31 protein-coding genes are annotated in these 24,990 nt (G+C 47.0%); 24 read left to right on the plus strand and 7 right to left on the minus strand.

From position 1 onward, the window contains the following. Window positions 1-770: 770 nt before the first annotated feature. Genes FIU95_RS20590 through FIU95_RS20600 form a run of 3 tightly spaced genes read right to left on the minus strand, consistent with a single transcriptional unit; the run spans window position 771 to window position 3,127 of the window. On the minus strand, window positions 771-1,286 hold the full coding sequence (locus tag FIU95_RS20590) for a PD-(D/E)XK nuclease family protein (protein ID WP_152456523.1): 516 nt from the start codon (window positions 1,284-1,286) through the stop codon (window positions 771-773). Beyond that, window positions 1,279-1,695: a CFI-box-CTERM domain-containing protein gene (locus tag FIU95_RS21645; RefSeq protein WP_152456524.1), complete on the minus strand. Its 417-nt coding sequence runs from the start codon at window positions 1,693-1,695 to the stop codon at window positions 1,279-1,281. The genes FIU95_RS20590 and FIU95_RS21645 overlap by 8 nt, the downstream gene beginning before the upstream one ends. Further along, window positions 1,685-3,127 carry a fused MFS/spermidine synthase gene (locus tag FIU95_RS20600; RefSeq protein ID WP_152456525.1) on the minus strand — a complete coding sequence of 481 codons (1,443 nt, stop codon included), beginning with the start codon at window positions 3,125-3,127 and terminating at the stop codon, window positions 1,685-1,687. Before FIU95_RS20600 ends, FIU95_RS21645 begins: the two co-directional genes overlap by 11 nt. Window positions 3,128-3,662: 535 nt before the next feature. Here FIU95_RS20600 and FIU95_RS20605 point away from each other — a divergent pair. The 3 genes from FIU95_RS20605 to FIU95_RS20615 all read left to right on the plus strand — a co-directional run bounded on the left by FIU95_RS20605 (window position 3,663) and on the right by FIU95_RS20615 (window position 4,786). Beyond that, window positions 3,663-3,920 carry a hypothetical protein gene (locus tag FIU95_RS20605; protein WP_152456526.1) on the plus strand — a complete coding sequence of 86 codons (258 nt, stop codon included), beginning with the start codon at window positions 3,663-3,665 and terminating at the stop codon, window positions 3,918-3,920. Window positions 3,921-4,042: 122 nt separating this feature from the next. Continuing rightward, window positions 4,043-4,510: a single-stranded DNA-binding protein gene (gene ssb / locus FIU95_RS20610; protein WP_152456527.1), complete on the plus strand. Its 468-nt coding sequence runs from the start codon at window positions 4,043-4,045 to the stop codon at window positions 4,508-4,510. A 15-nt stretch (window positions 4,511-4,525) separates the two neighbouring features. Next, the gene (locus tag FIU95_RS20615; protein WP_253869205.1) at window positions 4,526-4,786 is read left to right on the plus strand and encodes a hypothetical protein; all 261 of its coding nucleotides are present in this window, start codon (window positions 4,526-4,528) and stop codon (window positions 4,784-4,786) included. Here the strand turns inward: FIU95_RS20615 and FIU95_RS20620 are convergent. Further along, the gene (locus FIU95_RS20620; RefSeq protein ID WP_152456528.1) at window positions 4,773-5,093 is read right to left on the minus strand and encodes a hypothetical protein; all 321 of its coding nucleotides are present in this window, start codon (window positions 5,091-5,093) and stop codon (window positions 4,773-4,775) included. The two genes, FIU95_RS20615 and FIU95_RS20620, sit on opposite strands and share 14 nt — an antisense overlap. 57 nt (window positions 5,094-5,150) lie before the next feature. Between FIU95_RS20620 and FIU95_RS20625 the strand changes: the two genes are divergently transcribed. From FIU95_RS20625 to FIU95_RS20680, 13 genes are all read left to right on the plus strand, one after another. Next, window positions 5,151-6,146, plus strand: a complete 996-nt coding sequence (locus FIU95_RS20625; protein WP_152456529.1) for a recombinase RecT — start codon at window positions 5,151-5,153, stop codon at window positions 6,144-6,146. 78 nt (window positions 6,147-6,224) lie between these two features. Next, window positions 6,225-6,566: a hypothetical protein gene (locus FIU95_RS20630; RefSeq protein WP_216646377.1), complete on the plus strand. Its 342-nt coding sequence runs from the start codon at window positions 6,225-6,227 to the stop codon at window positions 6,564-6,566. Window positions 6,567-6,649: 83 nt separating this feature from the next. Beyond that, the gene (locus FIU95_RS20635) at window positions 6,650-7,654 is read left to right on the plus strand and encodes a YqaJ viral recombinase family protein (RefSeq protein WP_152456530.1); all 1,005 of its coding nucleotides are present in this window, start codon (window positions 6,650-6,652) and stop codon (window positions 7,652-7,654) included. Window positions 7,655-7,891: 237 nt separating this feature from the next. Further along, entirely contained in the window at window positions 7,892-8,146 is a 255-nt protein-coding gene (locus FIU95_RS20640; protein WP_152456531.1) for a hypothetical protein, read from the plus strand. Window positions 8,147-8,531: 385 nt separating this feature from the next. Further along, window positions 8,532-9,497: an AAA family ATPase gene (locus FIU95_RS20645; protein WP_152456532.1), complete on the plus strand. Its 966-nt coding sequence runs from the start codon at window positions 8,532-8,534 to the stop codon at window positions 9,495-9,497. Beyond that, window positions 9,494-10,306, plus strand: coding sequence for a hypothetical protein (locus FIU95_RS20650; RefSeq protein WP_152456533.1), 813 nt, complete (start codon window positions 9,494-9,496; stop codon window positions 10,304-10,306). The genes FIU95_RS20645 and FIU95_RS20650 overlap by 4 nt, the downstream gene beginning before the upstream one ends. A 58-nt stretch (window positions 10,307-10,364) precedes the next feature. Beyond that, complete coding sequence (locus tag FIU95_RS20655) at window positions 10,365-10,664, plus strand: hypothetical protein (RefSeq protein ID WP_152456534.1); 300 nt, start codon at window positions 10,365-10,367, stop codon at window positions 10,662-10,664. A 132-nt stretch (window positions 10,665-10,796) separates the two neighbouring features. Further along, window positions 10,797-11,744: a DUF3150 domain-containing protein gene (locus FIU95_RS20660; protein ID WP_152456535.1), complete on the plus strand. Its 948-nt coding sequence runs from the start codon at window positions 10,797-10,799 to the stop codon at window positions 11,742-11,744. A 10-nt stretch (window positions 11,745-11,754) separates the two neighbouring features. Next, window positions 11,755-13,542, plus strand: coding sequence for a VWA domain-containing protein (locus tag FIU95_RS20665; RefSeq protein WP_152456536.1), 1,788 nt, complete (start codon window positions 11,755-11,757; stop codon window positions 13,540-13,542). Between the two features lie 80 nt (window positions 13,543-13,622). Next, a complete protein-coding gene (locus FIU95_RS20670; RefSeq protein WP_152456537.1) occupies window positions 13,623-13,913 on the plus strand; it encodes a hypothetical protein in 291 nt (96 codons plus the stop codon). 77 nt (window positions 13,914-13,990) lie between these two features. Next, window positions 13,991-14,155, plus strand: a complete 165-nt coding sequence (locus FIU95_RS21275) for a hypothetical protein (RefSeq protein ID WP_172975510.1) — start codon at window positions 13,991-13,993, stop codon at window positions 14,153-14,155. 79 nt (window positions 14,156-14,234) lie between these two features. After that, window positions 14,235-15,311, plus strand: coding sequence for a toprim domain-containing protein (locus tag FIU95_RS20675; protein ID WP_152456538.1), 1,077 nt, complete (start codon window positions 14,235-14,237; stop codon window positions 15,309-15,311). Window positions 15,312-15,697: 386 nt separating this feature from the next. Next, window positions 15,698-16,033, plus strand: coding sequence for a hypothetical protein (locus FIU95_RS20680; RefSeq protein ID WP_152456539.1), 336 nt, complete (start codon window positions 15,698-15,700; stop codon window positions 16,031-16,033). 231 nt (window positions 16,034-16,264) lie between these two features. Here the strand turns inward: FIU95_RS20680 and FIU95_RS20685 are convergent, their stop codons facing one another. Continuing rightward, window positions 16,265-16,828: a hypothetical protein gene (locus FIU95_RS20685; RefSeq protein WP_152456540.1), complete on the minus strand. Its 564-nt coding sequence runs from the start codon at window positions 16,826-16,828 to the stop codon at window positions 16,265-16,267. A gap of 653 nt (window positions 16,829-17,481) precedes the next feature. On the opposite strand from FIU95_RS20685, the gene FIU95_RS20695 reads away from it, so the two are divergent. The 5 genes from FIU95_RS20695 (at window position 17,482) to FIU95_RS20715 (ending at window position 20,804) form a co-directional block, all read left to right on the plus strand. Further along, the gene (locus FIU95_RS20695) at window positions 17,482-17,772 is read left to right on the plus strand and encodes a DUF2793 domain-containing protein (RefSeq protein WP_152456541.1); all 291 of its coding nucleotides are present in this window, start codon (window positions 17,482-17,484) and stop codon (window positions 17,770-17,772) included. Window positions 17,773-18,129: 357 nt separating this feature from the next. Then, on the plus strand, window positions 18,130-18,870 hold the full coding sequence (locus FIU95_RS20700) for a hypothetical protein (RefSeq protein ID WP_152456542.1): 741 nt from the start codon (window positions 18,130-18,132) through the stop codon (window positions 18,868-18,870). Window positions 18,871-18,929: 59 nt separating this feature from the next. Continuing rightward, window positions 18,930-19,499, plus strand: a complete 570-nt coding sequence (locus tag FIU95_RS20705) for a hypothetical protein (RefSeq protein ID WP_152456543.1) — start codon at window positions 18,930-18,932, stop codon at window positions 19,497-19,499. 78 nt (window positions 19,500-19,577) lie between these two features. Continuing rightward, entirely contained in the window at window positions 19,578-20,183 is a 606-nt protein-coding gene (locus FIU95_RS20710; RefSeq protein ID WP_152456544.1) for a hypothetical protein, read from the plus strand. Window positions 20,184-20,285: 102 nt separating this feature from the next. After that, window positions 20,286-20,804, plus strand: a complete 519-nt coding sequence (locus tag FIU95_RS20715) for a DUF1524 domain-containing protein (protein WP_152456545.1) — start codon at window positions 20,286-20,288, stop codon at window positions 20,802-20,804. 126 nt (window positions 20,805-20,930) lie between these two features. On the opposite strand, the gene FIU95_RS21280 is transcribed toward FIU95_RS20715, so the two are convergent. After that, entirely contained in the window at window positions 20,931-21,092 is a 162-nt protein-coding gene (locus FIU95_RS21280; protein WP_172975511.1) for a hypothetical protein, read from the minus strand. A gap of 320 nt (window positions 21,093-21,412) precedes the next feature. Continuing rightward, on the minus strand, window positions 21,413-21,640 hold the full coding sequence (locus FIU95_RS20720) for a hypothetical protein (RefSeq protein WP_253869207.1): 228 nt from the start codon (window positions 21,638-21,640) through the stop codon (window positions 21,413-21,415). Between the two features lie 684 nt (window positions 21,641-22,324). Here FIU95_RS20720 and FIU95_RS20730 point away from each other — a divergent pair. The 3 genes from FIU95_RS20730 (at window position 22,325) to FIU95_RS20740 (ending at window position 24,765) form a co-directional block, all read left to right on the plus strand. Then, window positions 22,325-22,714: a LexA family transcriptional regulator gene (locus tag FIU95_RS20730; RefSeq protein WP_152456546.1), complete on the plus strand. Its 390-nt coding sequence runs from the start codon at window positions 22,325-22,327 to the stop codon at window positions 22,712-22,714. Next, on the plus strand, window positions 22,715-23,968 hold the full coding sequence (locus FIU95_RS20735; protein WP_152456547.1) for a Y-family DNA polymerase: 1,254 nt from the start codon (window positions 22,715-22,717) through the stop codon (window positions 23,966-23,968). A gap of 245 nt (window positions 23,969-24,213) precedes the next feature. Further along, window positions 24,214-24,765, plus strand: a complete 552-nt coding sequence (locus tag FIU95_RS20740; protein WP_152456548.1) for a hypothetical protein — start codon at window positions 24,214-24,216, stop codon at window positions 24,763-24,765. The last annotated feature ends 225 nt before the right edge of the window (window positions 24,766-24,990 follow it).

A 24,990-nucleotide genomic window follows, 5' to 3' on the forward strand; every position in this document is an offset into this window, starting at 1 on the left:
CAACAAGGTGAATCATAAATGCGAGCTAAGAGGGTGGCCCCCCCAAGCCCGCTGGCCAAAACACAACTATCATGGGAGTTGTATCAATGGTTACTGCACATACTACCACAGACCAGGTAACATTAAGCCCAAACTCATTCCGCCTATCACTGGATCTAAGCATGCCAGGAGCATTCCTTGCCTTTTACCGCAAGCTGGTACGCAATTGTAAAGCCACGCGCTCGCGCCTGCTAGTGCGCAATGCTGAGCGCTTGTTGAACGATTACTAGCAAGCCCAGCAGGATCTCTCAATTGCCCAGGAAAACCGCTCTACGGGAATTAGAAGTTGGTCCCGTAAGCTTGCCCTCCTGCGGGATCTGCGCCGCCGCCTCAGTCGTGTAAAAGAGGCCCTATTGAGCTGGGTATCTACCTCTTTGGCATTCTTCATGGTGGAGCCCGCACAGGTCTTTGAATCCTACAATCCACTGCCCAACGGTTTCGCCGTAGAGTTCTAAACAACCGCGAGCGATAGCCAGGAGTAGGGTACTCGCGATACATCAACCGGGAATTCACCATCGATGACGCCACGACTCACCTTGCGGCCTTTACGCTTTGGGTAATAGGTGCGAGGGTTTTGGAATTGCTGACTCAGCGCCCCATGGACTTTGATTTAAGCGAAGAAGCATTTGTCTCCCTATATTAGGACACAAAGACATACGATCTTTAGAGATCTACCTAAGGGTGTTAGGTGCAGATATAAGTCATCACGGTTCTGGTGTAGATGTTTTAGGCTAGCGCATGACATGTTGACACGAAGATTTGTACGCACAGCCACGGCACTTCCCGACATTTGGCCATGGCTTCATCCGTACACCGGCTTTGGCCTGTCTGGTTAGAATTACATATTTTTTGATCTCTTCGAATAGGGCTCTGTCGGTACCGGGTAACTCGATATATTGTTCAGTGGTTGAAGTTTTCACAAGTAACTGCGTAACCTGATAACCGTTTCCTCGGGCGGCAAGAGCAGCACACTTTGCTTGCACAACATCGCTCTTGAATACAGGCCCTCGTCGGCTTTTATACTCAACTGCCAGGATTCCGCCGCGAATTCGATACATGAGATCCGGCTTGCCCAGGACCTCGAATGCATGGTTAAAGAATGGTTTCGTAGATCGTCCTTTGTCAATCCAAATGAGTTTTCCTTCTATCCCAAGACTATTTCTAGTGCTAACAATGTGCTGTAAGAAATTGTAGAGGAGGGCTGCGGCAGCAAGCCCAAGCAAACCGTACAAGAAAATATCAATCATCCTCACGTCTCTCTTGAATACGGCAAATTTGCCTGTCTACGAAGTACCTCATGACTCTGGAAAACATGGGGAATTTTCGCGATGCGATGACAAGCAGAGGGGATAGAGCATAGTAAATCCTTATAAACACCCTGCCCCTGAAGTGTGAGGCGAGTTGTTGGTCGCGATATACCCTCAGTAGACATGTATTGGGATGGTTGATCCCATAGAGATGTGTCGCAACGAAACAGCGTTGGTCTTCAGCTTGACGATTCAGTGCTTCATGGCTGGTTTCACCCTTTGCCCTGGCTTCGAGAGACTGCTGGGAAGGCTTGGCTCCTTTTTCCTTCAGCTCCAGATAATGTGGGCAATAGGATGCCCTGCCAACGTCGCTAGCAGACACCCACTTTTTCTTTCCGCTATTGCCCATTAGTGGATTCACCCCGGCCTTGCCATTTTTTGATGTTTATCGTTGAGAGGTAACCGTCTACAGTAACTTTAGTTGTATTATCTCGATACAGACTGGCAATTGTTTTATCGTCCATGCTCGACCTCTTCGAGCAGAAATAGACAATATTTACCAAAGAGTCCTGGTATCCGGTAATGTCCGTGATACAGCGTGATAGGGCTTGGCGAACAGTAAAATCCATATTTGCAGAGTATTTGTCACTAAGTCGAGGATTGGCGGCGATATTGAGGACTGCCTTACCGGAAGGCTTAAGGCTTGAGCTAACCAGGGAGAAAAACTCATAGGTAGCTGTGTGCATCGGGATGGTGGCAGCATTGGTATAGAGATCCACAACTATAACATCCCATAGTTTTCCACTGGTCAGCAAGTAGGATCTGGCGTCATTGGCTATAAACTCTCCTCTGATGGGTTCCTCAAGAAAGTAATTCTCAGCAACTGGCTTGATCTGCGGGTCAACATCGAGATAGGTAAAGTTAGCTCCGTTCGTTTCTTCCGCTGAAAGGGTGAATCCGCCGGCCCCCAGTACCAGAATATCCTTTCCTGTCATGTCATCAACAAATATACCCTGTTTCATGATTTCAATGTATGGCCATCCCTTCCTGTCATTTTCCCCAATGAAGGAAGCGCTGCTGCGGTTGATGATGAATCGCTTCCCATCTGGATGATCTGCTACATGATAATTGGAGTAGGGTGTAGTTGCGGCGAACAAGTTGTCTGGGATTTTCACGTTCAGAGTGTAAGAAATGGTTAAAAATGACAATGTTGTGCCCAGTACATATTTTGTCCTGGAGCTACTCCAATTGACCATAAGGCAAAGGCATACCGCCAAAATAAGACAATTGATAAAAATCGAATAACCGACACCAAGGAAGTACATGAGTAGCAGAGATGTGATCAAACACCCAAGTACGTTGCCTATCGTACTTAGTGCTGTGGCATTTCCGGTGGCTTCGCTCTTGCTGGTTTCGTGGTCCGCGGTATTGAGCAGTAATGGAACTGTTTGACCAAGAAAGAAGACCAGAGGAGACATCACAAGTAGGCTGAAAAGGAATAGATGAATCAGTGGATTACTGAGATAGGATATCCCTTGAGTCATGTCCGCGATGGACAGAAAAAAGAAGCTCACAAAAATGTAAGACAACCCTATGCCGAATAGGGCGATACTGCCAACTAGGTTCATTACCAGAGATTTCGCATAACGCTCAGAGGCCTGTTGGCCTCCCCAGTAATACCCTAAAGCCAGCGCGGCAAGGAAGCAACTGATGATAATCGAAGTGCACAGTACAGAGCTTCCGACAAAAGGTACCGTTTGGCGGATGGTGATCATCTGCAATCCGGAGCTAGCCAACCCTTCAAGGAGAAGAATGATTGCGGCTTTCCGCCTGGTAGTCATATAAAACACCACTAAATAAATAATTATTGTGGGTAAAAATAGCGGGATAAGCGTTCAAACGCGCTAATAAATGGGTCAGAAGCCGTGATCCCTTTAAACGACTTGCGAAAGGGGGGTATTTGATATAAGTTTCTGTGTGTGCTGGTGTAGTGACTACACCGCATTAATAGGTGCCTTATCGAGTCATATAGTCGGCACCAGGCTGAAAAGCTAGGCTCTATCTGAACTCTCTCTCTTGCCGTACACACCCGGCTATACCAGATTCTAGTTTATCCTCTCTAACATCAAGTTATTCCTGTTAAGGCCTTAGCCTTTCACAGTACCCATTTAATTCTCACCTGCACCAGGGCGTTTAGGCTTGTTCTTTATGAGAACATAAAGAGCAGCCCTAAACAGTCTTCGTGTGTCTCCGAATCTTGTTGCTGTTGTTGATTCAACAATGGCACCTGGTAAGTACCCCCAAACTGGTCATGAAGCGGGTACGAACGCTGCGGCGTTTTGACCAAATACTCAACTAAGTAATTGGAGATACTTTATGTACAACTTCGATTTCAACGCGCATCAGCAACTTTCCGATAGTCGCAAGAACAATGTTCAAGAGGCCATCGATAAAGCTAATGAAAAATCTCATATGGGCATTTTCAATGTGTGTGTAACTACTGCAGGTGATGTTCTGGTTCTGCCAGAGTTCTCTGTTCTGATGAGGGATGATATAGCTGAGATCGTGTATGACACTACCCACGGCTATAGATTTGCTTCATCAAACAATCGGGGTAACGAAAAGAACTTTTAATGCTTTGCATTAAGCTGTTTGTTTTCTTCCTTATTTGCGTAACAGAAACCTCATTCAATCAGCAAAGCGTCAACCGGTACTGATTGAACATCCTCCACAACAGACTAAATAGGAGATACATCATGTATCAGAAAGTCATTCTTATTGGCCGTATAGGTCAAAAGAATTCTAGTTACACCAAAACACAAAAACCGGTCGCGCAATATTCGTTGGCAACAACGAAGTCCATTAAGGACAAGCAAACCGGCGATTGGAATGAGCATACAGAATGGCACCGTTTAGTTTCATTCAACCGGTGCGCCGAACATGTTAATAACAAACTTGAGTCTGGTGACCTCATTCAAGTAGAGGGCGAATTACGCACTCGTAAATGGCAAGATCAAAATGGTTCAGATCGTTATACTACGGAAATTGTGGTATATGATTTTCCGAAGAAATTGCCTCGCTACTTCCATCGAGATGGTCTATCTGCTTCCGCCCAACAAACTGCGGCACAGCAACAACCATCACAACTAATGGCACAAGCAGCCGGTCAAGAATTTATGAACCAGGGTCAATTCGATACGTTCGATGACGACATACCGTTCTGATCCGGATATAAAAGCTTGTTTCACCCTGATGGGGACTTCACCCCACAGGGTAAGCCCCATCATTTTTCTCTATGGGGAATTGCTATGGGGTTTTCACGTAAAGAAGTTTATTTCTGGCTGGAAACAGCGAGCGACGCACAACTTCAACACATGCTGAACACGTCGAAAGATATTCTCAGTATGCTCACCGATAAAGAACAGGTTTCATCGTTGAAATGGCTTCGCGCCAAGATCATCGAAGAAATTAATGCCAGAAGAGAAGCTAAACAAGCTTGAAACTTTGTTTGCGTCTTAGCTTTTCGAGCAGCTGATCTTGCTCTTTGGGAGTACCAAATGCGATGGAGCGTATTGCTTGCCACTCTAATGTGTCGGGCCTGCCTTTCAACCGCTTATCGGTCTCCTCTTGCAGATATTCCATAAAGTACGGGCTCGCAGCCTGTCTTGCCTGGATGTAATCCGCATACGTCTTGATAGCTTTGGCATCAATACCGGCTTTTGCCAGTAATGGAGCCTGAGTGTCGAGACCAACCTTTGTAAACCTGAAATTACCCTGGTCATCCAGGATGTAGTCTTGGGTTTGCATATTTGAATACCTCCTGGGGTCATTATACCTCACGTACTCAACCAGCAAGGTGGCATCATGTCTACTAACCATCGTGCTTCGGCACCTAATATTACTAGCGAACTGGCAAGAAAGGAGTATATCGCCGCTATTGAGAAATCTGCGGCGATGTTTTCCGAATCTACCCTCGACTTTACAAGGGAGAAAGTCTTTGCCGCACAACAGCTCCTTAAGAACGAATTCACTCTTAAGGTAGCTAATAACAACCCTTCTAGTCTAAAGCTCGCAATGTATAGCGTCGCTGCAGTAGGACTTACACTAAACCCCCAGCTGGGCTTAGCCTATCTTGTTCCACGCCGTGATCGTACTAGTGATCCATTCAAAATTGTACTTGATATTTCGTATCGAGGTTTGATCGAAATTGCAGTGCAATGCGGAGCGATTATCAGTGCTGGGGCGGAGCTTGTTTGCGAAAAAGATAAATTATTCAAATATCGTGGAAAGTTTACTTATCCTGACCATGATTTTGATCCTTTTTCGTCAGATAGGGGTGCTGTTAGAGGTGGTTACTGTGTTGCTAAGCTTCCTAATGACGGAGAGCTTGTTGAAGCAATGTCGATAGCTGACATGAATAAGGCAAGAAAGCTTTCGTCCGCATACGCGAGCGAAAACAACTCAGCCTGTTCTTGGGTAACCTGGGAAGATCAGATGCAGCTCAAAACACTTGTGAAGCGAGCATATAAGTGGTGGCCGTCTCCTTCTCCTCGTATGGGTAAAGTTTTGCAATTACTCAACGAAGAGAATGGTGAAGGTCTGGCAATTCTCGCTGGCAATAGCGGCTCAAATGCCCTTCCACCACCACCTGATCGTCGCGAGGTACCAATAGTTGTGCAGAATACTGTGAAACAATTGGTAGATCGTGCTGTTCAACAAAATGCTTTTGAAGCATGTCGGGAGTTGATGGGAAGCCGGATCAAGAATCCTGCTGAACTGTCTTTTGCATATAGTGAACTGGATAAGGCCAAGGCTGAGTCTGAAGCGAAAATGCACGAGCAGAAAGTCGTTAACGCCTAATTTCAAATAATACTCAACCTTCTGGGGTGATGCTTACTCCAGTGGGGGTGCATTGCCCCTTTTTTTTAAGGATTAGCAATGATCACTTCCAACTCTAACTACAGAACAACTCTGTTCTACTTCGACAATGTTGACCAGCTTCGTGATTTTGAGTCATTCAAAATCTGCCCTGTCCATGCCGGTCAGCACATTCCTGATACTGAAGCTGATAAAGCGGAGTATTGGTGTGTCATCGGGATTTATAAGGCTGAGCACGCGCAAGCGAACCAAAGCCCATCATTTCCAGTCGCTGATTTACCCACTGAGCTGTACGCAAACCTGTTCGCACAGCTGTGCCATCAACTGGTCAGCAGTACACCTGACAGTGCCCCAACCAAGGCATTGAAAGAAGCTCTCCAGTCTCAACCATTAATGGCCTGAGATTAACCCATCTATCACTCAACCCTGTGGGGTAATGCTTACTCCACTGGAGATGGCATTACCTTTCTTTCGAGGAATCTGTAATGTCAAAGATGAAAGCTGTTGATCTTAATCAGCGTTCTGACGAGTGGTTGCAATGGCGATCCAAGGGAGTCACCGCATCGGATATTCCGATCATCCTTGGGCTCAGTCCATACAAGACACGTTGGCAACTTTGGGCGGAAAAAGTCGGGCGAATTAACACTCCTGATATATCCAATAACCCCAATGTTAAGCGTGGTGTTCGCCTTGAAGATGAAGCTCGCCAATTGGCAGAAGGTCGCTATGGCGAGGTTTTACTTCCGCTCTGTGGGGAATGTGCTCGATGGGATGTTTTGCGTGCGAGCTTTGATGGGCTTGATTCAGCAATGCAACCTTTTGAATTTAAGGCACCCAGTGATTCTGTGTGGGATGACATTGAAAAGAAAGGCGTCGATTCCTGCACGTACAAACTGTATGAGGCGCAAGTCCATGCTCAATGTGCAGTTGCTGGAACGACAACTGGTCGCCTGATTTTTTATAAAGAAGGCGGTCAGGACCTGGATTTTCCAGTCACGTTAACACCGGAGCGTGAGAATGAAATCCTTGAGGCGGCAAAGCTCTTTTGGGAGCACGTCGTAACCAATACGCCCCCAGAGCCTGATCCTGAAAGAGACTGGTATATACCGGAACCTGGAGATCAGCAGTTCAAGTGGGATACGTATGCCGATGCATGGCGCACACAGCATCATCGCATTCAAGCACTTAAAGATGAACTGAAAGTTCTTGATAAAGAGCAGAAGGGGATTCAGAAGTCAATGATCACGTTGATGGGTCCGTATATGCAGGCGGATATTGGTGGCGTGAAAGTTACTCGATTCATGAAGACGGGTAGTATCGATTATGGCGCTTATCTTAAGGACAAGTTCCCAGATAAAGACCTAACCGATGAACTGGAGTTCTACCGCAAAACATCTCGTGAAGAGTCTCGCTTCAGCAGGTCTGAAGATGAACTCATTAATACAGATGTTGGTGCCGTACTAACTACAGTGAAATCTGCTTACTTCTGATATTAATTTAAGTGTGAAACCCTGGGGAACCTGTAGCCCCAGGGTACAATTTTTTTACTTGTCCACCACTGGACACCAGACAAGAACTACGGCCTTCATGCTTGTAAGCATGGGAGCCAAACATAGCGGGTACCCCTGATTGGAGGCGAGGTTCGCAGGCTTCTCTAAAGCGTTTTCCGAGAGAACGTTTTAGGGAGCCTGTGGGCTTCAAATTCAATCTATTTTAGGGGATTTGCTATGACATATTTTGAAATGACTGAAGAACAAGTACAGCAATCAGTAGCTGCTGCTCGTATAGATAGCGACGTTTCGGTTGCGATCACACAAGCTGACCGTATGGCTGAAAGTGGGGGTTGTCACATGACCGTGGTACGTACCAAGCGGCACGGTGTGTGTATCTTTAACGAGTACAAGATGCTGGTTGCTAAAGACGAAATCATTGAAGCAATCTACAGCACAGACAATGGTTTTATATTTCGGAGCGCTGCTTAATCGCAGCGCAGAAGGATATGGGCAATACCTGTAGAAGGGTGCAGAGATTTATCAACATTTGCATCTTGTATTGCGTCTTACAACTCTATGTGAGGCAGGGCGGATACTTATTGTGTCTGCCTTCCTTATGGCCACTCTGGAACCGGAGTGGATATAAGAAAGGCGGTTATTTGGTAACCGGTCCACAGAGAATTTTGCTCGTGCTTGCACGACAAGATAAGTGTCTATTCCGGATATTGAAACGGACACGACGGCTGCGGCTGTATATCCCTACTCAACTTTTTAAGTCTGACCACGCCAGAAGGCCATCATCACCTACTGGGTGGTTGGTGTGCTTCTGACAGGGGTGACTTATACCTCAACGTACTGCAATAGGAGCACATCCATGACACATCGTGATCAAGCTTTAGCTGTTCGCACTACTTTTAACCTTGATGTACCCCCAGAGGTCCATACAGCAGGCTTTGCCGATATACAGAACCCTCATGTGCCTAACCGCGATGATGGCTATGTGTTCCGTCGGGAAACCTTGCGCGACATCCTGAGTTTTCTGGATGACCCTGATGGCGACGGTTTGTATTTTTCTGGTCACTACGGTGCCGGTAAAACAACCTTGCCCTACCAGGTAGCCTCCCGGCTTTTCTGGCCAGTTCAATCTTTCACGGCTCACAGTCGTATGGAGTTCGACGATCTGGTTGGTACCTGGAAACTGGTAAACGGCACCATGCAGTTTCTACATGGTCCCTTAGCCATTGCTATGCGTGAGGGTCACTTGTTCATTTTGAACGAGATTGACCGTGCTGATCCCGGTCAGCTTGCTGGTCTTCATGATGTTCTAGAAGGGCATCCCTTGGTTATTGCAACCAATGGTGGAGAGGTTATTCATGCACATGAAAACTTTCGATTCATTGCCAATGGCAACAGCATGGGATCTGGAGACAGTACCGGGCTATATCAAGGCGTTAACCAATTGGATATTGCCTTTATGGATCGGTTCAGGATGGTTGAAGTTCATTATCCAACTGAGGAAGTCGAGATGACCATCCTAGAAAAGAAAACACCGGAACTTCCCGAGGAGATCCGTCGGAATATGATTCGCGTTGCGAACCAGATCCGGAGGCTATTTATCGGTGGAGATGAAGCGGCTACGCCGTTGACCATAACGATGTCAACTCGTGCCTTGTGCCGATGGGCAAAGTTAACCCTGGTGTTTCGCAATGCGCCTAACGCGCTCGCTTATGCGTTAAATCAGTCCTTGCTTGCAAAGGCTGAACCTGAACAGAAAATTGCGGTCGAGCAAATTGCTAGAGACGTGTTTGGCTCAACCTGGCAACAGGGAGATGCAGCATGAGCAATGATTTCGTCGTACTTCATTACCAGGATGACAGCTCAGACAAAATCTGGGCTATCAACAAAGTAGCGAATGCGAATAACTCGCACACCGTTTGGTTTGGTAGCCGGGGTTCCATCCTTGAATGCAGGAGGATAGGCTACAAAACGTGGTCATCCTTAATGCAAAGTAAGCTGGATGAAGGCTACCGCGAAGTGGAAAACGTCACTATTGATGTTCAAAACAACGTGGTTGTGCCATTCATGGATGACGAAATCTCTACTTCATTGTGGTATCGGGTAAGCAGACAGGTTCCTGTAACACTGATTAGCGACTATCTGAACATCACAATTCAACTACTTTCTGAAAGGCATGAGAAAGATTTGGAAAGGCTTAAAAAGCTTCCAATATTCCTTGTATTGCAAGACGGAAAAACAAGTGGTGGAGCCGACTATAAAGAAGGGCCTTTGGCCTTAATGCTTTTATTTGGACTACGCCGCTACCTCAACGATATAGCAGGTTCTTCAGAAACTGCTGAATTGATGCAGATTGCCAATGATGCGAATGAGCTTCTCCCTGAGAGGTTCGCTCAAATCGAGCAATATATTGAGATGTTTTGTGAATCCATGTTTATCAGTAATGGATGGATGAGCGACCGTACATCGGTTGTGAATTGGAAAGAGTATGTCGATTGCGTTGCTAGACAGTATGGACTTTCACACTACACATCAATAACAGGCATTAAATCATTAGCCATAGCGATGGGATGTATTGACGCACCGATAGATCTGATGGTTATCCATACAGAGACAAAGGCCGCGTTTTTCTGACCGTCACATTCTGAATAGCTCTTTATTCTACTCTCAACCAAAAGATATCGGAGGTTTCATGTTGCAAAGAACTCTTGATATTGGTGGGCATATGATCATGGCTAAAGTGTACCGAGTAATTGGTGATCACAACCGTGAAGATAAAGAAATGCTCGACGCTATGTTGATTGCTAAGCGTGATGGAAACCATCACGCAACGATACGCAGTCTTGATGAGCCAGGTTATTTGGTTCATTACCCTGAACTGAGGAATGACTGGGAGAATGGTTATGCAGAGGGCGTTGAATATCTGGAAATACGGCAATGTAGTACTTGCCAAGATCCAGATATTTGGATGTGCTCGATACATGATCATTAACACCTGCTTGTCCTCTGTTTAAAAAGTGGTGGCCCGAATGAAATGGACCACATTACCTCTGGCTATACAGCCAAACACTCATCCTCGCTAGGCAACTAGCTAACTAAACCCCTTTCTCTATAGGAGATACACATGGAATTTATCCGTGGGACCACACTCGTCCATTTGAAAATGCGCTGCTGGGGCGGAGAGAAAAAGGCCTCCCGAGACAGCGACATTCACTTAGGCGCTGACGGCAAAATGCCGCCACAAAAGCTGCTCGATTTGGGCAGAAAGAAGATCTTTCCACCCAAAGCGCTCGACCCTTTAATGAGTAAGCGTAAGGCGGCGGAAAGAGCTTGTTTAGCTGAAGGCACACGTTTCATGGGCGGCTTTGCCGTTCCAGATGATGCTGTAGAAGGCCTTTTAGGCAATCTCGAAAGTATCAAGGAAATGTTCTATTCGGAGTTGCAGGTTTTTCTTGCAAATTTCGACCAGAATAAAGAAGCGTGGATTTCGGAGAATGATGAATTTGCACACATTATTCGTGACCAGGTACCAGACCGGGAAACGGTGTCAAAGTCTTTTGAATTCTCCATCAAGCTTTACAAGCTACAGCCACTTGAAGGCTTCGAGCCTGACGAAAATGAAGTGGCAAACCAGATCTTGCATGAGGTGGGTTTAACCTGCAAACAGATGTCTGATCGCCTATTGGACCGGAAACGGTCTATCAGCGGCAAGAACCTTTATGAGCAGCTCGATCCCCTGATCAAGAAACTCGATACTTTGTCGTTCGGTAATGGTCGTATCCTGAAGGTGCTAAATGAGTTTTTTGCCCTGCAAAAAGCTATTCCGATGGAAGAAATGATTGACCAGGACCACCCGACATTTGGTCAAGTGCTTACTTTTCTCTCTATGTGTTCTGACGGCGACAAGCTTGAGCGAATCATTGGGGGGCAGTTTTCGGTAAGCAAGCTCATTGAGGGCATGAAACGGTCGGTAACGGTTTCCAGCTCGCCTGGGCCCGCACCAACCATACCAAAACCAACCCAACCTTCGGCTGTGACAACGCACACCTTATCGGCTGGGGCTTACTTCTAGGGAGGTTCGTATGAACAAACTACAAACCGCCCTGGAAAGGGCTTTACCCATTGTTGCGGCTGCCTATGGCGAACAGTTCGGGGTCAATGTCGTGCTGTCTGGCACTGATGCATACACTGACGGCGAGACGATTTACTTGCCTTTGCTGGACGCTATGAGTGAATTGAGAGAAGTACTATTTGGCTATCTCGCTCACGAAGCAGCGCACGTCCGCTCATCGGATTTTAGCACCCTGAAAAAGTGTAAGAGTCCGTTGGAGAAATCCTGTACCAACCTCATTGAGGATATCAGGATCGAACGTCTCATTCAGGAGGTGTTTCCCGGTACTCAGTTCACACTGAATGCTATGTGGAGCTACGTCGTGGAGCAGGGCATGAGCCCTCCCGCGACTCCTGAAGACAATGAAGCAACCCAGTTGTTCCAGTACCTATTGCATCGCTTGCGATCAGAGGTACTGCATAGGGGCGCTTCAACTCCTCTGGCCGAGTCAAGCCAATGGGTGGTTGAACAGACATTTCCGGTAGGGTTTTTCGTCCGTTTGGATGGCCTATTTGGAAAATATATGGACAACTTGACCTGTAGCGATGACTGCTTGAAGTTGGCGAGAGCCATACTGAAGGCCTTAAAGGACGCTGAAGAAGAGGAACGCCAACAACAGCAAAGCCAGGATCAACAGCAACAAAGCAGCGATTCATCGCAAGGTGATCAAAGCCAACAAGCTGGTGGTTCAAGTGGAAATGGAGAAGGCGAACTACAACCTAAACCGGGACAGGCTGATTCATCAAACGGTGATGACGCTAACCAGGGGGCAGGAGACTCTCAGCAGTCCAGTGGTGACATCCAGGCCCAAGATACTAGGTCAGGTACTCAGCCATCGTCGGCCCAAGACAGTCCGGTTTTGTCCGGTGTAGAAGGTCAACCACAAGGTGGCAACGGTGCTTCTTTGCATGAGCGGCTCATTAATGAGACCAATCTACCGGAGGATGCCGTTGGGCAGTTACGAGAGCAATTGGCAGATCAAGCCCGTGAAGACAACAATGGAGAACGTGTGGCCATTGATACGTCCAGCATAGGGAGTGATGCCAGAAATCATGGTGATACCAGTAGTTTGAAAACCGGCATTCTTGCCTCTTCAACTATTCGGTCTCGCCTGCTCGGTTTGCTGCAAGCCCAAACCCGCCAAAAGCAATGGCTACACACCAGAGGCAAGCGGGTAGACGGCAAACGCCTGACCAGATTACCAACCGGTGACTCGCGGGTATTTATTCGGCGAGAAGAGATGCAACGACCTGATACAGCGGTTCATGTGCTGCTTGATTGCAGTGGCTCTATGAATCGTATTCAGGCTGTAGCAAATCAGGCCACAGTGTCTTTGGCCTTGGCTATATCCACTATCCCAAAGTGCGACATCGCTTCGTCGATGTTTCCTGGGATTGGGGGTGAAGTCAGTCCAATACTGCGTCGTGGTCAGCCTGTTCGTACCGGTCTGGGACGATTCGCTGTTTGCTCAAGTGGCGGCACACCATTGGCAGAAGCCATGCTGTATGCAGCCAGAGAGTTGGCAGCAAGCAAACGTCAGCGCAAGGTGCTCATCATCATCACCGATGGAGCCCCAAATAATGGGGGAGCTGTTCGATACCTGAACGATCTTGTTGCTGGCTACGTCGATACTTATGCAATCGGTATTGGCTCAACCGCTGTTAGTAAGTTCTTTGAGAAGTGGTCTGTGATCAACGATGTGAAAGAGCTTCAACAAGCACTATTCACAATTGCTGGCCAATTTCTTGACCTGAACTAATGGCTTCGCTCTACACCCTGCGGGAACACATCTTTCCCGTAGGGGTGAGGTGTGTCTTCCCGCTACACGGGAGGTCCGCTATGGAGCAACTTCAGAACGATACTGAGTTCAAAAGCGATCTTGTGAAGATCCTTACCGATGAAGATATTCCGTACCTTCGGGAAAACCTACTAATCGAGTCAGTGAAATCTGCTTTTGGTGAAAGTCGTGGTGGCCAGAAACGGAAACCATCTGACGAAGCCTGGGAGTGGATCATATCGGAAGATCGTGAACTACCGTTCTCTTTCGACCAATGCTGCCTCGCCTGTGGAGTTGATCCCGACAAGATGCTCGATTGGCTGCGTTACTACAAACGTAAGTTCACAGGCTAACTCAACCCTCATCAGGGACATTAACACTATGTCCCTATGGGCGTGGTGTGTCCCTCACTCAACGAAAGGAAAGCACCATGTCTACTCAACAAAATGTATTTAGTCATCAACAGGTAAATGCTCACGGTACGCCGGTTCGTCAAATAACGGTTTATTCCCCGGAGCGCGTAACAGAGCTGTCCTATCAGTTCGTTATGGGGCAATGGGTTCAGTACAAGCGAATCGTCCATTCCGTACATTGATAAAGGGGCTTTGTCCCTTTGTTTCTCTGGTTGGCAGTGGAGCTCATTTATCTAGTGAAACTGTTAGTGGGAAATACCTATGAAGAAAAGAAACTCAACTGAAATGAAGCGACGAATGGAAGGCCGTTGGCTCAATGCTTTCAAAGCACTTGCGCCAGCACTGGATCAGGCCATCGACAATCTGGGCACGAATGTACCTTGCCCTGTCGAAGGTGGAACTGACGGATTTAGGCTTTTCAAAGACTCGAACTACACAGGTGGTGGAGTAAAACAATCATGGCGTGTTATCCCGGAAGGGATCGATATGCTCATGTGGGTAAATGATTGGTCCTTCCCTAAAGTCTATGACGAACTTGAAGCCTGGTTAGGAGACAAGCCAGTCGATGTTGGACCGAAGTGCCTTCCCAAGACTAAACCTGTCGATGAAGAAGGCCTGCGTAAATGGCTTAACCGGATCTGGAAGGAGGCTTTGCCTCTAACCGACATGGCAGCCTATCCCGCTCGGGCTTACTTCAGCTATCGCTGGGTGAAAACAGCATCGTTATCTGCTAACGATGTAAGGTTTCACCCTTGCCTCAACTACAAAGATAAACGGCGAAATGTTCTCGGCAAGTTTGGAGCAGTCCTGGCCCTGGTGCGCAATAACGGGGGTGAGCCTGTAGCGATACACCGTACATTCATCACAAAAGGTGGATTGAAGGTAAGTCTCGGTAAAACTCACAAACCTAAGAAGATGACACCTTCTGTGAATCAACGCAGCAGAGGTCGTCATATTCGGTTATTCGCTCCAATAGATGGCTATTTGGGAGGGGCTGAAGGCTTGGAAACTGCTTTAGCAGTTTACGAGGTGAAGCAGTTCCCTGTATGGCCGGGATTGTCCAACACGATACTTCAGTCGTTCGTGCCTCCTCCAGGGGTACATACGTTTTTGAATTTTGTGGATAAGGACAGAAACCATGCAGGAGAAAATGCGGCTGAAATACTTCGGGCAAATTTAGAGCCCAAAGGTATCCGTGTTATCGACCTGTTACCACCAACACCAATTCTCGATTCCGATGAGAAGGGTGTTGACTGGGCTGACCAGTTGAAAAGGGATGTCAGTGGCTTTGGTCTAATCGACCAGGCACTAGCTTTTAGCAAGCTGAAACTAGCCTAATTACCTCAACTACAACCCTATGGGGACACGCTCCCCAATAGGGGAGTAGTGTTTCTGTAGATTTCCACAATTACTTTTAGGAGATCTAAATGAAGACAGAGTGCGCCAATAAAGTTGATTTTTACTATCAAGATTTCAGATGTAATTTTGGAAATCTCTGAGGATTTTTCCAAGTATCTAGGTGTTGATCTTATGGTTTCATGAATCTCTACAACTTGGTGGCAACACCAACAACTTTTGGCGAGCAGTAAAATCTTTTTGCTGATTGTTAAAGCACTGGTGAAATAATTCACCAACATACGATGATTTTAACCCTGGAGGGTGTATACCCTTCAGGGGATGCATCCGTCCAGACGTTAGGTCATCTAACGAAAGGAAGGTGCAGTATGGATAACCGTATAATGTTCAGGGAAATCAGCAGGCTTCGTACCACGGATCTGCTGATTGCCAAGATGGACTGCATCAGGAGAATTGCCTTATTCAAATCGCTGAAGCTTGGACTTCTTGGTTTGCTGGGCATCTTCGTCGGTCAAGTCGCCAAATCGTTGTTTGCAGCACAAGCCATGTCCATGATGGACTATCTATCTGTGGCACTCGCTTTGTACTGTGTGATTGGCTACTTGATCCTCGATGCTCTTGAGGCTGGTTCAACCGCCCAAGAAAAGCTGATCTGCGACCTGCTTACCCTTCGAATGAGTAGGACCGGTAAGAGGAAGTCTTGACAAAAGGCTTCTCTGGGATTATTTAATTAAGAGGGTACTATTATGTGGATCATTGTCATGAACCTTTTAATGCTTCTGGCACTAACGTTATTACTTCTTTTCACTGTTATAGGTGTTCTGGCCTATATTAAGGAACGGAACTCCTGGCGAGAGATTGAAGTGAAGGCGAGTCAATCAGGAATAAAAGGGTTTTATGAATAACCGTTAAAGGCCTCTTCGGAGGCCTTTTTCTTATCTGCACTTTGGTGGGCAGAAAGGCGAGACTTCTAAATATGCAGCATTTATTGAGCAGGCATAATGATAGAGATGCCAAAAGCTGAGAAGCTTGTTGCTCTCCAATGTATTTATTACAGACCGGGAATCACAAAGAAGTCTAGGCAATCGAATAGCTTTGCCATCCATATTGTAGGAAATGGTTTGTATGTCAGGAACAGAAAGCGATAGCAGGCAGGATATTTCAGCTTCTGAAACTTCTAGCGGTTTGACATCCGCAACTGAAAATGAGCGAATTTCTTTTCCTGGTATGAATTCTAAATAACCCGCGTTCAATTCAAGTGCCTGCTCAATGTAGGGAGCCACGCTCTTTACCATGTTATTCCGGATCATGTTCAATAATACCGGCTCGGTTGACTTGTCAAGTCTTAGGCGGGGAAGGAAGGATTCCATCCGGTACCAATACACACGGTCAATGACTCCGCTATGGTTGTTGACAAAACGCTGTATTTCACGAAAGAACAGAGAGGTCGATGGTATGGACAACGTGTTCGTTACGTCTATGCCGCTAAAGTCGGTCATACGTTTCTCCAGTTAAATAAAGACCGACTTCAAACATCTTGACGATTAAGTGCCACAGTAAACACTTAACACTAAAATTTAAAGCATCATACTCTCACAGAGAATTACACTTAACCTGAACCCTTTGGATGATGCGGCCATTTCAGTCTCTGGACCGGTAATTTTCTTCTTCGCAGAGTCCGGCAGAAATTTCAACAAAAATCCTTTAAGTCACTAAATTTCCTGGCCACCAATGTACCTCAGTCAGAAAGCTGTATATTTATACAATTTTTGGGGTTCCAGTATGAAGCTTTCTCTGCTCTAAGGCCACGGCGTTGCCTCTCCCGCAGATGACCACTAGGAGGTGGCACTCAGCCTGGATGAGCACCTGATCAGCAAGCTGGCGGCGACCTTTATTGCTTGAACGAATTGGGATTCCATGATGGGACTCGGCATCTCCGATGAGAACCTATTGGTTGTTGATCGCTGATGCCTACTCATAGCAATGTGTTGTGGTGGCTCTGGATGGCCAGCTGACCTGTAGGGTACTGGTCCGGCAGCTACGACGGTTGTTCTCTGCCAATGATGACTACGTCTCGACCCCTCTAATCGAAATTATCTCTCCGCGCACTCGAACAGAGTGATCACTCAGGGCAGGGGAGACCAGATAAGCGATGGATATTGCCGGCGCACTGCTACAGTTGGAAGTACAGGCCATCCAGAATGATCCACCGGCCTCTGATAGCGATGGTAACCGCTATCTGGTAGCTGCTAGCATCGGCGCTTGGTCCGGCAAAGACGGCCAGCTCACCAGCTATGTGGCAACGCCAGGCTACTGGCGATATTTCCCAGGAGAAGTGGACTTGAATAAAGCGGGCGGCTTGCTGTATGTGAAAGGCAATATCGGCTGGCAAATTGCCAACCGTCCGGCAGCGATTTGGTTGGGATGGTGGGGCAGATGTTAAGCGCATTGAATAGGGTTTACTGGGATAATCAAGTCACCTAGCTTGCTTTGCATATCAGGGACAAAAAGCACTTTCATATATCCACAGGAGAAAAGGTACTAACATTTTGACTTTTAAAGGATTTTCAAAAAGATATATAACAGCGAAAATGCCGGGATATGATGCGACTGAAATATATCCATTTATGCACGATTGTGCCAAGTGCCGGTAACCTAATGTACCTACCGAATTTTTTAAATCGTTGCCGAAAGAAGTCCGTGGATATAGCGGTGGGTGATAAATTACAGCTCCTTTTGAATACATTGTTAGATTTATATGTGCTTCGAACTAGATATACTTAAAAAGTTAAAAAAGTCAATGAGTGAGGCATGCGATGACGCATTCTATTTTTCTGCGGATGAGAAAAAACTTATCGATGCCGAATACCTCCTTACAGTGAATGCAGCAAAGGCGATTAAAGAATTAAACCACAGCTTTGGTATCCCATACAAAATATGCCTTGAAAACGTTACCAAGGAATTCGCTTCTGCCTGTACACCTCGCATGAGGCGGGAAAAAGCAGATAATATTCTAGGCTATAATCCCGGAATTCTAACTTCCAACGATATAAAGAGACCGGGAAAGATCGATATTGCTGTTTATACAAATACAAATGGTATCGATATCCCGCTCTGTGCAATTGAGGTTAAGGGATTCAATCCAAGCAAACAGTTAATCATTAAAGACCTTGAGCGAAACTCAGAGTATTTTGGTTTAGCTTCGCGCACCGGCACATCAACCTTACCCTTTGCTGTTTTTATTGGACTACATAGCTATAAAGGGGTTTGGGATGACAAGAAAGAGAAGTCAAATATTTTAAAAGTCAAAAATCGCTATGAAAAATACATTTCTGGCAACAATAACCTAAACAGTCTGCACCAGAAAGTGGATGTCTTTACAATTCGCCGTGGGGTACTTCCAGACCTCAATGGTCCATATATTCAAGAGCATGGGTTACAGGGTGATGAAGACTACCACTTTGTAGGTGTCGTCATTACAACGAAGAAAAATCTAACGATTCAAAGCACACCGACGCAGAAAAGCTACGCCGAGGTTTGAGGCCTTAGGCTTAAAAACGAACGTTGCAGATTGTTGCAGTTTGTTGTAGTCTTGCGGGTATGAAGACAGCAAAAATCTTATCCGATGCAAAATCGGCCCCCTCAAAGGGGTCACTTGAAGCTCACCGTGAGGCAATTCTGCTTCTACGCGAGAAAGGATATACATGGCGTGAGATTTCAGGTTTCCTCGCTGAAAGAGGGATTCACGCAGACCACACCAAAATATATCGCTTTTTCAATAAGCCAAAACCAAAAGCGAACAGGAAGTTAACCATGAATGTAATCAGTTCTGAAGAATATGAAAATGCGTTAAAACAAATTTCAATCAGCGACAAACAAAAATTGATGCTGAAAGCCCACTATGAGGCTCCGAATAGATCAATCACTTACTCTCAATTAGCGCGGGCAGCTGGTTACGATGATTATGCAGTAGCTAATCGCCAATATGGACAACTTGGTCGAGACCTTGGAGAGGCTGTTAGTTTCCAATTTGCTGATGCTGAAACTCGACCGGGAGAAAAGTTTTATAGTAGTTCAATTGGCATGCCTAATGCCTATACAACCGGTGAGTTTCAGTTGGTAATGCATCATGAACTTTCTAAAGCAATTCAAAATTTGCAATTGTTTTGAAAAATCTAACAATCGCATTCACTCTTATAAAATTAAGCTGCGCCGCGCGAGGCGTTAGCTGCAAAAGGGAATTTACGTATGAAGAAATCAATTCTACTATTTTTGCTCTTTATATTTAGCAGTTTCTCCTACTCGTATGATTATTTGAAACATACAGGGGTGGTGACAAAAGCAGAGTCGTGCAAAATGTATCGTGAATTTGATTTGGAAGATTGTAAAAAGCAAGCTGCCACGGTCAAAGGTCACTTTTACCAGCCAAAGTGCGACATGTGGAATCGACAACGAGAAAGTGCATTGGCTGACTGTAATGGTGTTTCAGATCGAGCCATAATGGAAAAGGAACAGAATAAAGATCGACAATCGCTGAGGCGCGATCATACTCATATCTTATTTGAGAAAGGCCGGCTTGTTTGTCGCTCCGAAAAGTCTTTTCGTGATACATACAATTATGTTGTTACTCAACAGCCCGGGACTCCACCACATTTAAGATCTAAGATATGCAGGGTGCTGCAATATGAAACCATTGTTAAAATTGACAATAAATCATCTGACCAAAAAGTGGCGGAAATTACATATATGGATAATTACGGTGCACTTCGCTATGGTTTTACAGCTCTAGCTTGGCTTGTAACAAAAGAAAAATATAAAGAGATAGTAGAGCAGCGTAAAAATGGGCTAATGTAAGCACCAAAAAAAGGGGCTTTAATCGCCTAAAAAAACGCAACTGGGACTGTTAACTCCTCTGCGCTCTACAAACAACCCTTAAACCGGACGTTCAAAGTCTAGATGCGTTTACTTTCTTTACTTGTTTTGACTGCCGTACTAAGCGGCTGCTACGAAACTGAGCTTGAGGCCTATGATCGCCAGCAATGGCTCCCCCGCTGGTCCGATGCGGACGGCGATTGCCAGAACACTCGGCAGGAGCTGCTGATCCGCCTCTCCTTGGCTCCGGTGACCTTTAGCAATGAGAAGGCCTGCACCGTCGTTTCGGGCTTATGGATGGACCCCTATACCGGGCTGTTTTTCCAAAAGGCTTCGGATCTGGATGTTGAACATATAGTCCCACTTTCATGGGCCCATAAGCACGGTGGTGCCAGTTGGACCCGAGAACAGCGCCGCGCCTTTGCCGAAGACCCGGCTAATCTGTGGCTGGTGGATGATGGCCACAACCAAAGTAAAGGCGAAAAAGGTCCTGATGAATGGTTGCCTCCATACACACCTGCCCGAGCTATTTATATTCAGCAATTTGAAGCTGTTGCTTCGCGGTATGGACTAACGTTGCCTGATAACAGCAGCTATCAGTAGGTGCCAGAGCACTATGAGCACTCTAGTCCCTATCTATATAAGCTCTTATGTTATGGCCAGCCCGAGAAACTTCTTGGGCTAGCCATATTCACTTTGGAGAAGTGTGAGCTGTATTGGTTATTTAGTTTACTCTACTGTCGGCTCTACAAATGAAAGGGTGCTAAAAACAGTCCCCAATATCTCTTTGTAATGCCCTAACTTCTCTTGAGGCAAGGCAACAGTGGTGACAGAGACGATGAGCAGAACTCCAAGTAGAGTGTTAGAAGCTATGACTTTTACTTTATTCAAAATTTTAGTTTCCTAAAAATTTGACTCAACTAAACTTTTTGTTGTACTGTGTAACATGTTACGCGGTATGCAATATGTACTCAGTACAATTTTGAATTGAGCCATTGGTTCACTATGGTCCTTAAGGGTGTGGGCCACCCTTAAGGTCTATCAAGACACAAGTACTTCGTACTCACATCAAAAGCACTTAGCAACATCTGGTACCTAGATAGTTGAGAAAGTGCCATTTTCTATGATCTCACCTTTTCCATCTCCAGTAAACTATTCTCTTTCTTTTATCTAATTTGAAATTTTTGTTCCATTTTATTTCCTAGGAATAGCTACTTACGACTTCTCCATAGCCGATAGATATTCTCAATATTCCTTTGTATGTATAGTTGCCACTCCTCTGGCGGTTGCGTGTGGAGCGGCGCACTAAAAGGCGGAAAAGGTAGCGGTGAAAAGTGGTGCAGTTTCTCCACCCCGTGTACCTCCGCCAACGTAATCCCCACCGCCTCACACAAGGCCGGCAGCAGCTCTACCGGTATCTTCTGCTTGCCTGTTTCCATTTTCGAAACTTGAGATGGCGCAGCCCCTGCTGCCTAGCCAACTGTGCGATCGTTTTCCCCTCCTTTTTCCTTGCGTTGAGCAGGCGTTCGCCCAGTGTCCCGGCCTCAACCATCCATCCATCCGTATTAGGTACCCTCTTAAGAACAAGTTTTCGATTTTCGAAATAAAACCTCATTTTCCATTTCTAAATTAGAAAAAACCCAGTTTATCCGTTCATAAACCGTGAAATTGTTAGTAATGTTTCGGTGCATGTCGCCAAAATCCGGGGTAATACACTAACGGGTCTTGGCGGTGGTAAGTCACTTAGGTCAGTGCCTTTGGCGGCAAGGGTTTATCGCTCCAATAGGAGGTAGACCATGCCTTTGACTGCTCATATTCAACAGCTTCACCGCGTCAACAATCTCTGTACCGGCCTGTAGTGGATTGCGGACTGTCCCAATCAAACCGCGCGCACCACCTTGTTGCAGCTGATCGGTGAGGAGGTGGGGGAAACACTCAAGGGGGTTTTTTACGCAGTGGAGGAAAAGGCCCCTGGTAGAAGCTTGTCCATAGAAGAAGCAGCCTAGTCTGCTGTTGAGGCCGGTGCTGTGGGTGGTACCGGCCTCATAGTCATCCATTGCCCTTGCCGGTTGCTGCCCTCTGGCAATAAACTGTATGTATATACAGTAATCAGGGTTTCCAGAATGAAGCTTTCCCCACTCTATGGCCACGGCGTTGCCTGTGGTTTTCCCTCTCCTGCCGATGACCACAAGGAGGCGGCACTCAGCCTGGATGAACACCTGATCTCCAAGCCTGCGGCAACCTTTATGGCGCGGGCGAACGGGGATTCCATGATGGGGCTCGGAATCTTCGATAAGGATCTGTTGATTGTCGATCGCTCACTGACGCCCGCCCATGGCGATGTGGTTGTGGTAGCCCTGGATGGCCAGCTGACTTGCAAGGTGCTGGACCAGCAGCAGGGGCGGCTGCTCTCTGCCAATGATGACTACGCCCCGATCCCCATCTGGGAAGGGCAGGAATTGATTGTGGAGGGGGTGGTGAAAGCTTCGGTACGTTACCACCGGCCGCGCTGAATGCTGGTACTGGTGGATTGCAATAGCTGCTATGCCAGCTGTGAGCAGATATTTCGGCCCGACCTGCGTGGGCGCCCGGTGGTAGTGCTCTCCAACAATGACGGCTTTGTAGTGGCGCGCTCCAAGGAGGCGAAGCTATTGGGCATTGGCGACCTGGAGCCCTTCTTCAAGGTTCAGCACCTGCTGCGTGCCCACCGGGTGGCCATCTTTTCCAGCAACTACCCGCTGTATGGCGATATCTCCCACCGGGTGATGACTACCCTGCGAGAGTTCGGCCCCAACGTGGAGGTCTACAGCATCGATGAGATGTTTTTGGACCTGCACGGGCTGCAGGAGGATTGGCAGGACTACGGCCGCAAGATCCGCAACACGCTCTGGCGTAACATCCGTATGCCTGTGGGTGTGGGCATCGCCCCCAGTAAAACCCTGGCCAAGCTCGCCAACCGCGCGGCCAAGAAAATCCCCAAGTGCGATGGCGTCTGTGCGCTGGATACGCCGGAGAAATGGCAGTGGATGCAGCGCCGCACCGCCGTCAATGATGTGTGGGGTATAGGCCGTCGCCTCACCAAGCGCCTGGCGGATTTCGGCATAGAAACCGCCTACGATCTGGCGCAGGCCAACCCGAAAATTTTGCGCCGCCGTATCAATGTGAATATTGAGCGTACTATTGAGGAATTGAATGGGATTCCCTGTCTGGGTTTGGAGGAAGAGCCCCCGGCCAAGAAACAGATCTATTGCACCCGCTCTTTTGGTGAAAAGCTCACCGACCTATCGCCCATACTACAAGCCGCGACCCTCTATGCCAGCAGGGCGGCGGAGAAACTGCGCACACAGAAATCGCTGGTTAAGTCGATTCACCTATTCCTGCACACCTCACCCCACGAACCCAACTACTACAGCCGCAGCGCCGTAGTGCAGACCCAATACCCCACCGATGACACGCGGGTGATCGTGCGGCTGGTGAGAGAAGCCATTGCCGATTTATACCGCCCCGGCTGCCGCTTTATGAAAGCGGGCGTTGGGCTAATCGAGATAATCCCCCGCGCACTGGGGCAGGGTGATCTGTTCACCCCAGGGCAATCGCTCAGGGCAGGGCAGACCATGCAGGCCATGGACCGGATCAATAAAAAGTTTGGTCGCGGGACTTTGTTTCTAGGTGCTGAAGGTATCCAGAAAAAGTGGAAGATGCGGCAGGCCTTTACATCGCCCGCCTATACGACTCGGTGGGGGGATTTGCCTAGAGTTAAAACTTAGATTACAGCATGATTCTTAAGCCTTTCTTTCCCGTTGCTCCCCTAATAACGCTGCTATGCAAATCAAACTAAAGCTCAGGAAACTAGAGGCTTCAATGATTCAATTTTTTATCTAGGGTTTGATGCTCAGAGTATCTGATACATATCAAGTTTTATGTCCCACAAAGACTTGAACCATTGCTATTTCGAGAGTTGCTGGTTTTAGAGCCCATGAGATAGTGAAACCAGCAGAAATTGGAGAAGAGCATGGACTATCGGTTTTTGAGGGTGGATGTATCTGCGGCGACCTTTGAGGGACTTTCCTTATCGTACCAACGAAAGATTGCCTTGGTGGCCACAGTCGGCATTTGGCTTGGAATGGGATACGCCTGTTACATAGCAGCCTTGCGGTTGGAAGGCTTACACATTGCCGAAGATGTCGTGGATGCTTTTTTATTTGGCATATTGATCCACAACATTCTATGTGGTCAGTTCTTCTTGCTTACCGCCTCAAAGGCATTGCTGTATGTGACACCTCTCGGTGTGCTTTATCGTCAGGATAGGGCAATCCTCGATAAGGCGAAGGAGGAACTCCTCAAAATCACCAGCGAAGTGCAGCTCAGAGACTATCTGGAGTACGGGAAGATTAACCCTGCGATTCGAGCTCGCGGTAGCCTGGTGGTTATGGCTCACCAAAGTAAGGGCGATCTTAAGCCATGGATCGGCAATGCTAGGAATCTCAAATTGCTGGCGAATCTTGTGTACCAGATCTACTTGGTTGAAAAAGTATTGCTGCAGGATACCGAAGCAAATACATAGTCCATCAAATTTATAAAGGGTCATTCCAGATTGATCCTTTAAACATCCTTTCCCCTAGGGGAACACATACCATAGCTTTCAGAAAAAATGGAGGCTTGGATGTTCATTAGTACACCCTTTGTCAGATTCACAGTAAACCGGCTATACCGCCAAGGAAAGCTGGACCAGCAGCAGCGAGACTACCTGATACTCCAGGACCGCCAGATAAACATGATGATCTCCATT

Source organism: Microbulbifer sp. THAF38 (assembly GCF_009363535.1).
Classification (GTDB): domain Bacteria; phylum Pseudomonadota; class Gammaproteobacteria; order Pseudomonadales; family Cellvibrionaceae; genus Microbulbifer.